General features: G+C 61.6%; 12 protein-coding genes and 1 pseudogene. 7 read left to right on the top strand and 6 right to left on the bottom strand.

Annotated features, from left to right (window positions below; translation table 11 throughout):
• Positions 1 to 119: 119 nt before the first annotated feature.
• From PSH80_RS05900 to dinG, 3 genes are all read right to left on the bottom strand, one after another.
• Positions 120 to 1265 carry a serine hydrolase domain-containing protein gene (locus PSH80_RS05900; RefSeq protein ID WP_200660237.1) on the bottom strand — a complete coding sequence of 382 codons (1146 nt, stop codon included), beginning with the start codon at positions 1263 to 1265 and terminating at the stop codon, positions 120 to 122.
• A gap of 53 nt (positions 1266 to 1318) precedes the next feature.
• Positions 1319 to 3583 (bottom strand): beta-galactosidase, encoded by a 2265-nt coding sequence (locus tag PSH80_RS05895; RefSeq protein ID WP_115127547.1) that lies wholly within the window; start codon positions 3581 to 3583, stop codon positions 1319 to 1321.
• A gap of 88 nt (positions 3584 to 3671) precedes the next feature.
• A complete protein-coding gene (gene dinG, locus PSH80_RS05890) occupies positions 3672 to 5816 on the bottom strand; it encodes an ATP-dependent DNA helicase DinG (protein ID WP_032858113.1) in 2145 nt (714 codons plus the stop codon).
• 99 nt (positions 5817 to 5915) lie between these two features.
• On the opposite strand from dinG, the gene PSH80_RS05885 reads away from it, so the two are divergent.
• Positions 5916 to 6380 carry a CopD family protein gene (locus PSH80_RS05885; RefSeq protein ID WP_120731976.1) on the top strand — a complete coding sequence of 155 codons (465 nt, stop codon included), beginning with the start codon at positions 5916 to 5918 and terminating at the stop codon, positions 6378 to 6380.
• A gap of 109 nt (positions 6381 to 6489) precedes the next feature.
• On the opposite strand, the gene PSH80_RS05880 is transcribed toward PSH80_RS05885, so the two are convergent.
• The 3 genes from PSH80_RS05880 to PSH80_RS05870 all read right to left on the bottom strand — a co-directional run bounded on the left by PSH80_RS05880 (position 6490) and on the right by PSH80_RS05870 (position 8407).
• Positions 6490 to 7248 carry a hypothetical protein gene (locus PSH80_RS05880; protein ID WP_057958715.1) on the bottom strand — a complete coding sequence of 253 codons (759 nt, stop codon included), beginning with the start codon at positions 7246 to 7248 and terminating at the stop codon, positions 6490 to 6492.
• The gene (locus tag PSH80_RS05875; RefSeq protein ID WP_220172754.1) at positions 7241 to 7531 is read right to left on the bottom strand and encodes a DUF1145 domain-containing protein; all 291 of its coding nucleotides are present in this window, start codon (positions 7529 to 7531) and stop codon (positions 7241 to 7243) included. The genes PSH80_RS05880 and PSH80_RS05875 overlap by 8 nt, the downstream gene beginning before the upstream one ends.
• 180 nt (positions 7532 to 7711) lie before the next feature.
• Entirely contained in the window at positions 7712 to 8407 is a 696-nt protein-coding gene (locus PSH80_RS05870; RefSeq protein WP_120731974.1) for an OmpA family protein, read from the bottom strand.
• A 191-nt stretch (positions 8408 to 8598) separates the two neighbouring features.
• Between PSH80_RS05870 and PSH80_RS05865 the strand changes: the two genes are divergently transcribed.
• The 6 genes and pseudogenes from PSH80_RS05865 (at position 8599) to PSH80_RS05840 (ending at position 13813) form a co-directional block, all read left to right on the top strand.
• Positions 8599 to 9096 (top strand): DUF6231 family protein, encoded by a 498-nt coding sequence (locus PSH80_RS05865; protein ID WP_057439863.1) that lies wholly within the window; start codon positions 8599 to 8601, stop codon positions 9094 to 9096.
• 2 nt (positions 9097 to 9098) lie between these two features.
• On the top strand, positions 9099 to 9569 hold the full coding sequence (locus PSH80_RS05860) for a YchJ family protein (protein WP_057439866.1): 471 nt from the start codon (positions 9099 to 9101) through the stop codon (positions 9567 to 9569).
• Between the two features lie 119 nt (positions 9570 to 9688).
• Positions 9689 to 10147, top strand: coding sequence for an LEA type 2 family protein (locus PSH80_RS05855; RefSeq protein ID WP_370693719.1), 459 nt, complete (start codon positions 9689 to 9691; stop codon positions 10145 to 10147).
• Positions 10144 to 10344: an SEC-C metal-binding domain-containing protein gene (locus PSH80_RS05850; protein ID WP_003189235.1), complete on the top strand. Its 201-nt coding sequence runs from the start codon at positions 10144 to 10146 to the stop codon at positions 10342 to 10344. Before PSH80_RS05855 ends, PSH80_RS05850 begins: the two co-directional genes overlap by 4 nt.
• A gap of 155 nt (positions 10345 to 10499) precedes the next feature.
• The gene (locus tag PSH80_RS05845; RefSeq protein ID WP_057439873.1) at positions 10500 to 11144 is read left to right on the top strand and encodes a glutathione S-transferase N-terminal domain-containing protein; all 645 of its coding nucleotides are present in this window, start codon (positions 10500 to 10502) and stop codon (positions 11142 to 11144) included.
• A 228-nt stretch (positions 11145 to 11372) separates the two neighbouring features.
• Positions 11373 to 13813, top strand: a pseudogene (locus PSH80_RS05840) (penicillin acylase family protein).
• Positions 13814 to 13841: the final 28 nt, after the last annotated feature.

Genomic DNA, 13841 nt, shown 5'->3' with positions numbered 1-13841 from the left:
AAACACAGGGGTCTGAATGACCCGTTAAACGGACGCTTCACGAAGTTTAAAGTAACAATACTTTTCCAGCGTCTTTTGTAGGTGCCTTTTTAACAAAAAAACGCCAGACAGCAAGCTATTTACAGACAACCGGCCAATATTCTTACCAACTTTTGCGCGCGCGGGTCCATAAGTACATGCGGCCCCAGTGTATTGGTCACAAAACCAAATGCTACATCATGTTCCGGATCGGCAAAGCCCACGGAACCACCGGCCCCAGGATGCCCAAATGCACGTGGGCCAAGGCCGAACGTCGCGTTGGGCACGTCTGGCTGGTCCAACATGCAACCCAGGCCAAAGCGGGTTTGCGTCAATAAGGTTTTATCCGGCCCAACACTGTGCTCGCGGGTCAGTTGTTCAAGCATATCGGCTTCCAACAAACTTCCGTCCAACAAACCACTATAAAACCCGGCCAAACTGCGCGCATTGCCATGACCATTTGCCGCAGGCTGCTGCATGCGGCGCCATTCAGGCTTGTTAGTGCTGGTTAGTATAGAAGGCGGATTGGTAAACGCCCGGGTAGTCATTGCTTCGGGCTCACGCAGGGTGACCTGTAACAACCGTTGGGCTGCCGCATCCCCCATATTGCCTTTGCTCCGGGCAATGTGGGCGACACGATAAAATTCCTCGTCCGCCAACCCGACATGGAAGTCCAGGCCCAGTGGCCGGGCAACCCGCGCCACAATCGACTCCCCCGGCCCACGCCCATCGGCGCGGCGCAGCAGTTCACCGACCAGCCAGCCATAAGTGATGGCCGCATAGCCATGGCCTTCGCCGGGTGTCCACCAGGGGGTTTCGGCGGCCAGGGCGGTAGTCATCAAAGGCCAGTCATACAGGGCCTCGGCAGGCAATATGTCACGCAACGCGGGCAGCCCGGCCTTATGGCAAAGCAGTTGGCGCAGGGTGATGTTGTGTTTACCTGCCGCAGCGAACTCCGGCCAGTAGTTGGCAACCGGGGCGTCCAACTGCAATTTGCCCTCGGCTACCAGTTGCAGCGCGGTGACGGCGGTGAAGGTCTTGGTGCAGGAGAACAGGTTGGCGATGGTGTCGCTGTGCCAGGCCTCGGCACCGTCCTTGTCGGCAGTGCCGGCCCACAGATCGAGGACGGTTTGCCCGCCAATCTGTACACACAGCGCCGCACCACGCTCCTGAGGGTCGTCAAACAGCGCGGCGAAGGCTTCGCGCACTGCTTCGAATTGAAGCTCGTAATGACCCTGAATCTGCACCTGCATCCCCCTCGGAAAAGTCCTGCGTTAAATGGCGTTCATTGTTCCAGCCATTACTGGCTTTGGGAACCCGTGGCAGCCTGGGCGACCTTGGCTTTTTCAGCTTTGCGGCCCAATTGCTGGATCGCCGCCAGGTTGCTTTTACGCACACTGTCGACAAAACCCTGGAAGGGCACATCGGTGATCCCCACCAGGCCGAAATGACCATTTTCACCGTCCAGCAATCGCCCGGTCACCGGCTGGTCGAGGTACTGGAACCAGTGCACGCCAACAATCGACGGCTCGGCCATGGCCTGCTTGAGGAACGTCGCGTAAGCCGGGCCACGCGCCTCCTCCCTGGCCAAGGGCGTCAAGCCGCCCCAGAACGGGCCACGGTCGGTCGAGCCGAAGTTGAACTCGCTGATCAGGACCGGCTTGTCCAGCCCGCGCAGGGCGGCGAAGTCATAACCGTCCTGGGGCTTGAGGGTGTACATATTGAAGCTCAGTACATCACAGTACTGGGCGCAGGACGCCACGGCTTCCGGGGTGCTGACCGCATAGCGCCCACCCAGCAGCAACTGGTTGGGCGCATGCCATTTCAGCGCATCGGAGATGGTCTTGAAGTAGGCATCAGCGAAGGTCTTCTGGAAGTACTGGAAATCAGCTTCGATTTCCGGGTGCTCGGGGTTGGGAACGGGCGGCTCGAAGCCTGGATCTTCCATCAACTCCCAGCCCGCCAATTGAATACCCCAGGCTTTGGACAGGCCATCTTCGTTACGGTATTTATCGCGCAGCTGCTTGAGGAACGCACGCTTGGCCGGCACATCGGTGGTCATGCGCAGGGTGCCGTAGGCCAGGGCATAGCGGGATTTCGCATCGTTGCCAGGACCGGCCCACGCCAGTTCGTTATCGGCAAAGAAGCCGATCAACCAGGGGTCGTCGCGATGGTCACGGGTGGCAATCGCGACCGCCCGCTCGGTGGCCATGGCAAAGCGCGGGTCGAAGGGATCGGGCATGCCGCCCCACCAGTCGATACCGGTGCTGATACTGGTGTAGTCGCCAATGATCGACAGCGGCAAGGTGTAAGGCACGCGATCCGCGCCAACCAGTTGCGGGGCGCTCCAGTTGCCGACGGTGTTGAAACCCCAGGCCTGCAGGCGGTCCAGGGTGTGGCTAACCCAGCGCGCCTGGTCAAACCCCTGGGCTGTGCAGGGCTGGGCCTGGGCTGCCGGGTCGCACGCCTGGCCATAGGTGCGTTGCAGGTTAGCGCCGTAGAAGTCGTACCAGCGCCCCACATTGAAGCCACGCCCTACATCCGCGCCATTGCCGCCACGGTTGTCGCCACTGCCGTAATACTTGTCGAAGGGCTCACCCGCCTTGGGCAACGCGCCAAACATCCATTCGCGGCCGGCGACATAGGTCTGGCTGTTGTCCGGGGTCACCGTGTTGACGCCCAGGGAGTAGAACGGATGCCCCAGGGGTGTCACCAGGTACCAGCGCCCATCACGCTTTTCGGTACGGAAGAAGCCGCTGGCGTCAAAGGCCGGGCCCTTGGTCCAGCCGCCAAACTTGTCCAGGCCCGCCTTGTCACGCTCCGCAAGCCAGCCCTTGAGCTGTTGCTGCTCCTTGGCGGCCGCGGCTTTCAACTGCTCGTCGCTGCTGACCTTTTCCGGCCAGCGCGCGCGGTTGGACTGCCCGTAGGCATCCACCAACTCACTGTAGGCAGCCTTGAGCACCGGCTCGCTGTCCTGCACGCCAAAGCGCTCCAGCAGGATACTTTGCGGCGCAGCCGGCTGGATCATCGACAGCGTGACCGAGACCACCTGGCTGCGGTCGAGCTCGCCAGCGCTACCGGCCAGCATCACGCGCTGACCGTCCACGGTGATCGGCATCGGCGGCCCGGCTTTCATACCCTGGCTCAAGGGCGAATTGGCTTGCAGTGGCACCAGCAGCGTTTGCGCAGGTCCCGCCGGCAAATCAATCCGGCTGACCAGGGTCTTGCCGTCGCTGCTCTGCACCTTGACGTACAAGGTCAGCGCCCAGTCCATCGCACTCTGGATACGCAGGCTCATGGCACTCGATTGCGACCAGTCCCACACGCCACTCTGCGGGCTGAGCACCAGGCTCGGTTCCGCCGCCGGGTTGAAGGTGATGCGGCGCAACACCTCGCCTTCCGGGGTCTGTTCGGCGTTGTATTGCGGCAGGCTGGCGTCCTGGGTCGCCACCTTGACCACATCGGCCGGCCGGACAAAGTTGAACAGCGTCTGTTGCCCGGCCGGCGCGGCCAGCAATGGCGCAGCGAACAACAAGGCAAAAAGAGCAGGCAGCGTGCGGATCATACGAACAAGGTTCTCCCAATTGGCCGGTGAATGGCCTGATGACATACATGAGATAGACCACGAAGTGGGCGAATTCGCCCACTGCGGCTTAAGAAATTTCGCGCCGGAAAGGCGGCAAGGCATTCAGGATCGCCTTGCCATAGCGCTGGGTTACCAGACGGCGGTCGAGCAAGGTGATGGTGCCCCGGTCTTCTTCGGTACGCAGCAAGCGACCACAGGCCTGGACCAGCTTCAACGAGGCATCCGGTACCGAGATCTCCATGAACGGATTACCGCCCCGGGCTTCGATCCACTCGGCCAGCGCAGCCTCGACCGGATCATCCGGCACCGAGAACGGGATCTTGGCGATCACCACGTGCTCGCAGTAGGCACCGGGCAGGTCGACACCTTCGGCAAAGCTCGCCAGGCCGAACAGCACGCTGGAGTCCCCGCCATCAACCCGCGCCTTGTGCTTGTTCAGGGTTTCCTGTTTCGACAGGTTGCCCTGGATAAACACCTGTTTGCGCCAGTCGCGGTCGAGGCCGTCGAACACGTCCTGCATCTGTTTACGCGACGAGAACAGCACCAGGGTGCCCTTGGAGCCTTCCACCAGCGACGGCAGGTCACGAATGATTGCCGCGGTGTGGGCCGGCGCATCCCGTGGGTCGGCCTTGAGGTCCGGCACCCGCAGCACGCCAGCGTCAGCGTGATGGAACGGGCTGGGGACCACGGCAGTGACGGCTTTTTTCGGCAGGCCGGCGCGCATGCGGAAGCGGTCGAAGGTGCCCAGGGCCGTCAGGGTGGCCGAGGTCACCAGGGCGCCGTAGGCCACATTCCACAGGTTGCGCCGGAGCATTTCTGCGGCAAGGATCGGGCTGGCGTTGACCTCGATATCGAACAGCGCACCGCTCTCCGACAGCGTCAGCCAGCGGGCCATGGGTGGATTGTCTTCCGGGTCTTCAACGGTGAAGGCCGTCCACAACTCCCAGTTGCCCTGGGCACGGGACAACAGGCTGCCAAACAACGGATACCACTCTTCGGCCTGGTTGCTGGCGATGCCGATATTGACCTCGCCGTCCATGCCTTCCTTGAGCAGGTCGGTGAGGCGGGTGAACAGGTCGGTCAGGCGTGAGAAGCCCTTCTTCAACTCCACGCCCATCTCGCGCATATGCTCGGGAATCAGCCCGCCGACAAAGCGATGGCGTGGCCGCTCGCGACCTTCAACGTCTTCGCCGGGCTTGAAGTCCGCCACCTGTTCGCAGGCGCTGAACATGAACTGTTGCTGGGTCTTGATCTCCCGCGCCAACTCCGGCACCTGTTCGATCAACTTGCCCAGGTCGCCCGGCAGCGGATGCTGGGCCAGCAGCTTGGTGAGGTTCTTGGCGGTGGTTTCCAGCCAGTCAGCGGTGGAACGCAGGCGTGTGTAGTGGGCAAAGTGGCCGATGGCCTTGTCGGGCAGGTGATGGCCTTCGTCGAACACGTAGAGGGTGTCGCGCGGGTCGGGCAGCACGGCGCCGCCGCCCAGGGCCAGGTCAGCCAGGACCATGTCGTGGTTGGTGACAATCACGTCGACCTTGCCCATGCCTTCGCGGGCCTTGTAGAAGGCGCACTGGCCGAAGTTGGGGCAGTGCCGGTTGGTGCACTGGCTATGATCGGTAGTCAGGCGCGCCCAGTCGGCATCTTCAAGGGCGTTGGGCCAGCTGTCGCGGTCGCCGTCCCACTTATTGCCGGCCAGCTTCTCGATCATGCTGGTAAACAGCTTCTGGCTGGCCTCATCGACTTCGATCTTGAAGCCTTCTTCTTCGAACAGCGAGGCCGTGGCGGTTTGCGCGTGGCCTTCCTGCAACAGCACATCCAGCTTGGACAGGCACATATAGCGGCCACGGCCCTTGGCCAGGGCGAAGGTGAAGCTCAGGCCGCTGTTGCGCATCAGATCCGGCAGGTCTTTGTAGACGATCTGCTCTTGCAGGGCCACGGTGGCGGTGGCAATCACCAGGCGCTTGCCGGCGGCCTTGGCAGTGGGAATCGCCGCCAGGCTGTAGGCCACAGTCTTGCCGGTACCGGTGCCGGCCTCGACGGCCACGACCGCAGGGTCGCCACTGCGCCGGCCTTCGTCGTCGGTGTCGATATCCCCGAGGACCTTGGCCACTTCGGCGATCATCAGGCGCTGGCCGTAGCGCGGTTTCAAGCTCTTGGCTTCGAGAAAACGCGAGTAGGCGCCCTGGATCGTGGTTTTGAGTTCAGTGCTGATCATGGATAGTCGGGCGCAAAAAACGCTGGATAAATTTTCAGTGGTTCGGATCGGCCGCTATCATACCCCGCTAATTAATCCCGCGCAGAACGGAGTACCTCAATGACCGTGTTTAGCCTTGCCTACACCCTGCATGTATTGGCCGCCCTGGTATGGGTCGGCGGTATGTTTTTCGCCTGGATGATCCTGCGCCCGGCCGCAATGGCGGCGCTCGACAGCCCTCCACGGCTGAAATTGTGGATGAATGTGTTTCAGCGTTTTTTCGTGTGGGTCTGGGTCGCGGTGCTGATCTTGCCGATCAGTGGCGTCGGCCTGTTGCAACTGCGCTTCAACGGGTTTGAAACCGCGCCGCGTTATGTGCAAGTGATGATGGGCTTGTATGTGGTAATGACCGCGCTGTTTATCCGCATCCAGGCGTTGCAACTGCCTGAACTGCGCACGGCTGTGGCGGCCGAAGACTGGGCGACGGGCGCGCAGGTGCTGGGAAGAATCCGAAAGCTGGTAGGGATCAATCTGATTGTCGGGTTGGTGGTGGTGGGCGTGGCTTCGGCTCGGCCGATGTTCTGAGGTTGTTCCTCAGTGCCTCATCGCGGGCAAGCCCGCTCCCACACTTTGATTTGTGAATACCTTAAAAATGTGGGAGCGGGCTTGCCCGCGATGGACCAGTGCCGATAGCTCAAAGCCGCTGGATGGTCACCGTACCGGCAGGCCCCGCCGGCCCCGCCTGGCCTTCCAGACCCGGCCGGCCTTTCTCGCCGCCGTCGGCGCGGTACACCAGACAGCCCTTGGACGCCCCGCCCTTGCCCGGCTTGCCGGCCACACCCGGTAAACCACCCGCACCACCCTCGACCCAGACCTTGATCTGCTCACTCGGATAATCCCGCGGCAACTCGATGCGCACCGCCGCCCCCGCAGCCCCCGGCAGCCCGTCGCCGCCGTTGTCGCCATTGGCGCCACGTCCGGCCGAACCCCAGGTGCAACCAGGGTCTTCGCCATTGGCACCATCCAGGCCGCTGTAACCCTGGGCACCGGTGCCACCACGGGCATCGACGGACAGTTCTTCTGCAATCAACCCATTGATCCGCAGGGTCAGGTCACGCCCCGGCCGGGCCGGTTTTTCATGGGTGCCGGGCGCGCCACGGGAGGTGATTTGGCTGCCATGCTCCAACTGCGCGTGCCGCACCTGCAACTGCAGGGCCGAGGCGCTGGGCACGATGGCAATCCGCGCTTCGCGGCCCAGGTGCAGTTCGTCGACAGTGACCTGGGTGATATTGGCCGGAATCAACAAGGTGCCATAGTCCGCCACTTCCAGGCGCTCCAACTGCAGCACGCTGGTGCTGTTGGGCAAGCGCATCAGCGAGTGGGTCTCGACACTGACGCTTTCGGCCAGGGCAATGGGGCTGACCAGCAGGGCCAGGAGAAAAACCTTACGCATGATTGGCATCCTTGTTGTCTTGGTTAGCCGTAGGCGCAGGCAGGCCCTTTATATGGAACATCCCCAGCAACAGGATCAGCAGGCGGTCACGCCAGGGGTGAGCACGATGTTTGACGCTGGCGTTGAATAACACCAACTCCAGAAGATGGACCAGCAACAACAGGCTGCCGACCAGGTTGACCAACAGATGAAATGGATTAGTCAGCGGTTTGAACAGGTTGACCAGCACAACCGTCCAGAACAGCATCGCCAGCAACTTCCCCAATCCTAGCAACAGCTTCATGCCCTACGCCCCCTTGCACATTATTCTTTGGGCGCACAGTAACGAGTTCTACAGGCGATTTGCCAGTGAAGGATTAAAAAACTTGAGAAGGCTGCGACTTGGCGGCCAGATCGCCGAGATTCGTCTGATACAGCTGTAAGAAATGCCCCTGGCACCACCCAGGGGCATATCAGAAATGTCTTAGCGGTTGATTTGAATTTCCACGCGACGGTTCTGGGCGCGGCCGTCGGCGGTTTTGTTGTCGGCCACCGGATGGCTCTCACCAGCCCCCGTCACCGACACAAAGTTACTGCGGGGCACGCCGGAGCTGACCAGGTACTCGGTCACCGAACGGGCGCGTTTTTCCGAAAGTTTCTGGTTGTAGGCATCTTTACCGACGCTGTCGGTGTGCCCGCTGACCCGCAACTGCGCACTCGGCGCTTCCTGTTTCAGGCGTGTGGCAACCGTGTCGAGCTTGGTTTTGTCGGCGGCCGTCAGCCGGGCCGAATCGAACTCGAAGTGCACATCACGAATCACGATGGTCTCTTCCTGGACCACGACCACTTCCTCGACGACGACCGCCTCAGGTACCGGCGGGCAGCCGTTGGCATCCACCTGCACGCCCTTCGGGGTGCCCGGGCACTTGTCGCGACTGTCCGGGACGCCATCCGCGTCTTCGTCACCGTCGCCATGCACCCAGCAATAGGCGCCGGCCATGCCGCCAATCAACAATGCGCCACCGCCAGCCCATGAAGAGCTTTCGGTAGCGCCCAGCGCGGCCCCGGTTACGCCGCCGAGGGCGGCACAGGTGGGCCAGTCGGTTTTTTGCAAGCCTGCGCAACCTGTCAATACTCCGGTTAGCAGAACCAAGGGTAGAGCTGTCCGCATGATGCTCATTTGATTTCTCCTGAGGGGATCGGCCGCAAGCCGATGGGTGGAGTAAAGACCGCTCTTTTCATCTGCGCCAGCCGGCCATACCCCCGTATTCATTGGCCGAGGCCGCTTTTTCCGGTCGACAGGCGAGCGCCCGCTCTAGGCCCGCACGCTCAAGCAGGCTAGTCTTGAAGGTTCTGATGTGAGGATCTTCGATGACCGCCGGCAATTCTTCCCGTACTCCGCAGCAAGCACTCGCTGCCCTGCTTGATCGCCAAGCCCCCAAACGCCTGCTGGTGTTGGGCGCCGGCCACTTCCCGGCGCTGGAGGCATTCCAGCAGGCGCACCCTGACACCGTGGTCTGCGTCGCCGGGCCTGGGCCATTGCCACCTGAGGTGGCCGCCCAGCGATTTGACCTGGCCCTGGTGGTCGATTGCCTGGAGCACCTGTCAAAACGTGCAGGTCTGGAGCTGCTGGGCGGCGTGCGCAACCTCAATGCCAGCCGCATCGCCGTTCTCGCCGACCTTGCCGCCTGCGGCTGGAAGGACACCGACTTTTTCTCCCTGGCCCTGCAGACCAATGAGCAGTTTTGCCGCGACAATCAGGTACTGACGCTGTTTACCTACGATCTGCTTGAATACAAACAAGTGCCGGACTGGCTGAATGCCCGGTTCTGGGCCAACCCGGAAAATTTCGGAAAGTATTGGTGGTAACCATGAGTACATCCATTTGCCCTTGCGGCAGCGGCAACCTGCTGGATGCCTGTTGCGGCCATTACCACACTGGCCACCCCGCGCCGTGCGCCACCGCGTTGATGCGCTCACGCTACAGCGCCTATGTGCTGGGGCTGGTGGATTATCTGGTGGCCACTACGCTACCGGCACAACAGAACGGCCTCGACCGTGATGCCATCGGGGCCTGGAGCGCGCAAAGCACCTGGCTCGGCCTGGAAGTGGAAAGCTCCGAGGTGTTTGGTGGGCAGCCGGAACATGCCTTTGTCACTTTTACCGCACGCTGGCATGACAGCACCGGCGAACACAGCCACCGCGAACAGTCGTCTTTCGTACAGAACGATGGGCGTTGGTACTTTATTGATCCTACGGTGGAGGTGAAGGCCGGGCGTAATGATGCCTGCCTGTGCGGCAGTGGGCAGAAGTTCAAGAAATGCTGTTCCAGTTACCTGTAAAACCACGGACACCGCGCTAAACCACACAACCCTCGTCATCGTTGACGACCATCGCCGGCAAGCCGGCTCCTACAAGGGATTGCGTCATGGTCAGCCGATTACGAACCTACAGCTGTTTAATGGTATTGACCGTTGGCCTCTCGGGCTGTGCGTCCTGGTTCGCCGATGACACGCCGCCGCCACAGATCCACCTGGTCAAGGTCGAGTTGGTGCGGGCCAAGCTACTGGAGCAGAAATTCAAGCTGCACTTTCGCGTGGATAACCGTGACGACTCGGACCTCACCGTGCGCGGCCTGATCTATAAGATCAGCCTGGCTGACGTGGAGCTGACCGAGGGCGAATCCAACGAGTGGCTGACCATACCGCCCCATGGCCGGGGATTTTTCAAGGTCACGGTGCGCACCAACCTGTGGCCACAGGTGCGGGAGATCGCCGACCTGCTGAAAAATCCGCACCGCCCCATCCCCTATCGCCTGGAAGGTGAGTTGAAAACCGGATTATTCATCGGTAACGACGTGCACGTGATGCGCAATGGCGAGATAATCCCCGGCGATTTTATTCCGGAGCGACACCAATGACTCAGCAACCCCATGTCCATGGTCCTGACTGCAACCACGATCACGATCACCACGATCACGACCATGGTCATGTCCACGGCCCGAACTGCGGCCATGCCCACCAGGAACCGGTGCGCAACGCATTGAAGGACGTTGGCCGCAACGATCCATGCCCATGCGGCAGCGAGAAGAAGTTCAAGAAGTGCCACGGCGCCTGATACGCGTCCCGCAGGAGCCGGCAAGCCGGCTCCTACAGTTCTATCGTTAGACGCAAATATTTCATTGAATTTTCGGTAGCTGAGCACTACCTATACCTACAGGCACATCAGCGGGCGTCCTGCCCGTTCAAGCATCACCAATCCTGGAGAGCTTCATGATCGACCTGTATTACTGGACCACCCCCAACGGTCACAAGATTTCGTTGTTCCTGGAAGAAGCAGGCCTGCCCTACGAGGTGCACCCGATCAACATTGGCCAGGGCGACCAGTTCAAGCCAGACTTCCTGAAGATCGCTCCCAACAACCGTATTCCTGCCATTGTCGACCAGCACCCGAGCGACGGTGGCGCGCCGATTTCGCTGTTCGAATCCGGAGCCATCCTGCTGTACCTCGCGGAAAAAACCGGCCAGTTCCTGCCCAAGGACCTGCGCGGTCGCCAGGAAGTGCTGCAATGGTTGTTCTGGCAAATGGGCGGCCTGGGTCCGATGGCCGGGCAGAATCACCATTTCAGCCAGTTCGCCCCGGAAAAAATCCCCTACGCGATCAAACGCTACGTCGATGAAACCGCGCGCCTCTATGGCGTGCTCGACCGGCGCCTGGCGGACCGCAGCTTCGTTGCCGGCGAGACCTACAGCATTGCCGATATGGCGATCTACCCGTGGATCGTGTCCCATAAATGGCAGAGCCAGCGCCTGGAAGACTTCCCCCACCTGCATCGCTGGTTCAACCTGATCAAAGAACGCCCGGCGACAGTGCGGGCCTATGACCTGGTGCAGAAGGTCAACCCACCGAAATCCTGATACACGCTCCTCCCTGTGGGAGCTGTCGAGCCCCGGCGAGGCTGCGATGCAGGCGCTGGGGCTGCCAGATACAGCGCGATGCTCCTATCGCAGCCTGGCTAAAGCTCGACAGCTCGCACATTTGCTCAATCAAATCCTGAAAATTAGCATCGCCTCCCGCTTGCGTCGGTTCGCCGCGCTCACTAACGTAGCGCCTTTACTGACGCTACCCCCCGCAGGAGCTTTGCCATGGCCTCGCCAGCCCTCTCACGTTTTCTTCCCCGGTTCGGCGTTGCCGCGGCAGTGGCCAGTGCCTTGGGCCTGGCCGGTTGCCAGTCACTGAACAGCCAGGACACCCTGCCCCCCGTTTCCGGCGTGCAGCCGCTCAAGGGCCTGGCGCAGAATGTTTCCGTACGGCGTAACAGCCAGGGCATGCCGCTGATTGAAAGCAGTACCTTCCACGACGCGCTGTTCACCCTCGGTTATGTGCACGCCAGCGACCGGATCAACCAGATGGTTACCCTGCGCCTGTTGGCCCAGGGCCGACTGGCGGAGATGTCCGGTCCGGACGTGCTGGATGTCGACCGCTTCATGCGCGCCGTCAACCTGAAGAAAAGCGCCAGCGAGCTGTACAACGCCTCGTCGCCGCGCCTCAAGCGCTTCTTTGAAGTGTATGCCCGCGGGGTCAACGCCTACCTGTTCCGCTACCGCGACAAACTGCCGACGGACCTGGCCCAGACTGGCTACAAGCCCGAGTACTGGAAGCCAGAGGACTCGGCGCTGTTGTTTTGCCTGCTGAATTTCAGTGAGTCGGCCAACCTGCAGGAAGAGTTGTCCGCCCTGGTACTGGCGCAAAAAGTCGGCGCCGACAAACTCGCCTGGCTGACCCCAAGCTACCCGGACGAACCACTGCCTGTGGCGGAGTCCGACAAGCTCAAGGGCGTCAATCTCGGGCAGATTCCCGGCCTTGCCACGCTCAACAGCATCAACGAACACCTGGGCAGCCTTAACACCCTTGGGGTTTCCACCTCCAGCAACTGGGCCATCGCCCCGCAACGCAGCCGCAGTGGTCGCAGCCTGTTGGCCAACGACCTGTCTACGCCTATGCAGGCGCCGTCCCTGTGGAATTTCGTACAAATCCGCGCGCCGAAATACCAGGCGGTCGGGGTGTCGATTGCCGGGATTCCTACCTTGCTGTCCGGTTTCAACGGCAAGGTGGCCTGGAGCATGAGCCAGGTGTCCGGCGATACCCAGGACCTGTTCCTGGAGAAGGTCAAACGCCAGGGCAGCGCGCTGTACTACGAGCACAACGGCAAATGGCTGCCGACAATCGTGCGTAACGAAACCTTCTTCGCCAAGGGCCAGCGGCCGATTCGCGAGGCGGTGTACGAAACCCGCCACGGACCGTTGCTCAACAGCGCCCAGTCGCTGACCAGCGGTTACGGCCTGGCCCTGCAAACCGCCAGTTTCAAGGACGACAAGAGCCTGGATGCGTTTTTCGACCTGTCCCGGGCGCAGAATGTGGAAAAAGACTCGGACGCCAGCCGCGAGATTCGGGCCATCGCCCTGAACATGGTATTTGCCGACGCCATCAATATCGGCTGGCAGGTCACCGGGCGTTTCCCCAACCGCCGCGAAGGTGAAGGCCTGCTGCCCTCGCCGGGCTGGGACGGGCGCTTTGACTGGGATGGCTACGCCGATGCGATGCTGCACCCCTATGACCAGGACCCGCCACAGGGCTGGGTCGGCACGGCCAACCAGCGCACGGTGCCCCACGGCTACGGCATGCAACTGTCCAATTCCTGGGCCGCGCCGGAGCGCAGCGAACGCCTGGCGCAACTGGCCGGCAACGGCAAGCACGACAGCCAGCGTGATCGCCATGCAGTACGACCAGACCACGCTGTTCGCCGCCAAACTCAAAAGCATGTTCCAGGCGCCAGGCATGGCCCAGCCACTGAAGCAGGCGATTGATGCCCTGCCTGCCGCAGAGCGGGCCAAGGCCCAGCAGGCCCTGGGCCGCCTGATGGCGTTCGACGGGCGGCTGGCAGCCACCTCGGCCGACGCCGCGATCTACCAACTGTTCCTGCAGGAAAGCGCCAGGCAGATTTTTCCTCGACGAGCTGGGCCCGGAATCCAGTGCCACCTGGAAAGCCTTTGTCAGCAACGCCAACCTGTCCTACGCGGCCCAGGCCGACCATCTGCTGGGGCGTGAAGACAGCCCGTTCTGGGACGACCTGCGCACCCCAGGCAAAGAAGACAAGCCGGCGATTCTCGCCCGCAGCCTGGCTGCTGCAATCACCGCCGGCGACAGCCAGTTGGGCGCAGATCACAAGGCCTGGCAATGGGGCAAACTGCACAGCTACACCTGGAAAAACACCGGCGGGCAGACGATTCGCGGCCCATTGGCAGCCGGCGGCGATCACAGTACGTTGAACGCAGCGCCCTACAATTGGGGGCAGGATTTCGCCACCAGCCAAGTCCAGGCCCTGCGCATGATTGTCGATTTCGGCCAGGTGGAACCGATGATGGGTCAAGGCGGGATCGGCCAATCCGGCAACCCTGCCAGCCCGAACTATGCCAATGGCATTGATCCATGGCTCAAGGCGCAATACCTGAGCTTCCCGATGCAGCCACAGAACTTTGAAAAGGTGTATGGCAAGACTCGTCTGACCCTGGTTCCGGGAAAGTAATCCCACGTAGGCGACCCGCCCGCACTGC

It is taken from the genome of Pseudomonas sp. FP818, from assembly GCF_030687335.1.
Lineage (GTDB): Bacteria > Pseudomonadota > Gammaproteobacteria > Pseudomonadales > Pseudomonadaceae > Aquipseudomonas > Aquipseudomonas shahriarae.
This window is presented reverse-complemented; position numbering and strand designations above follow the sequence as displayed.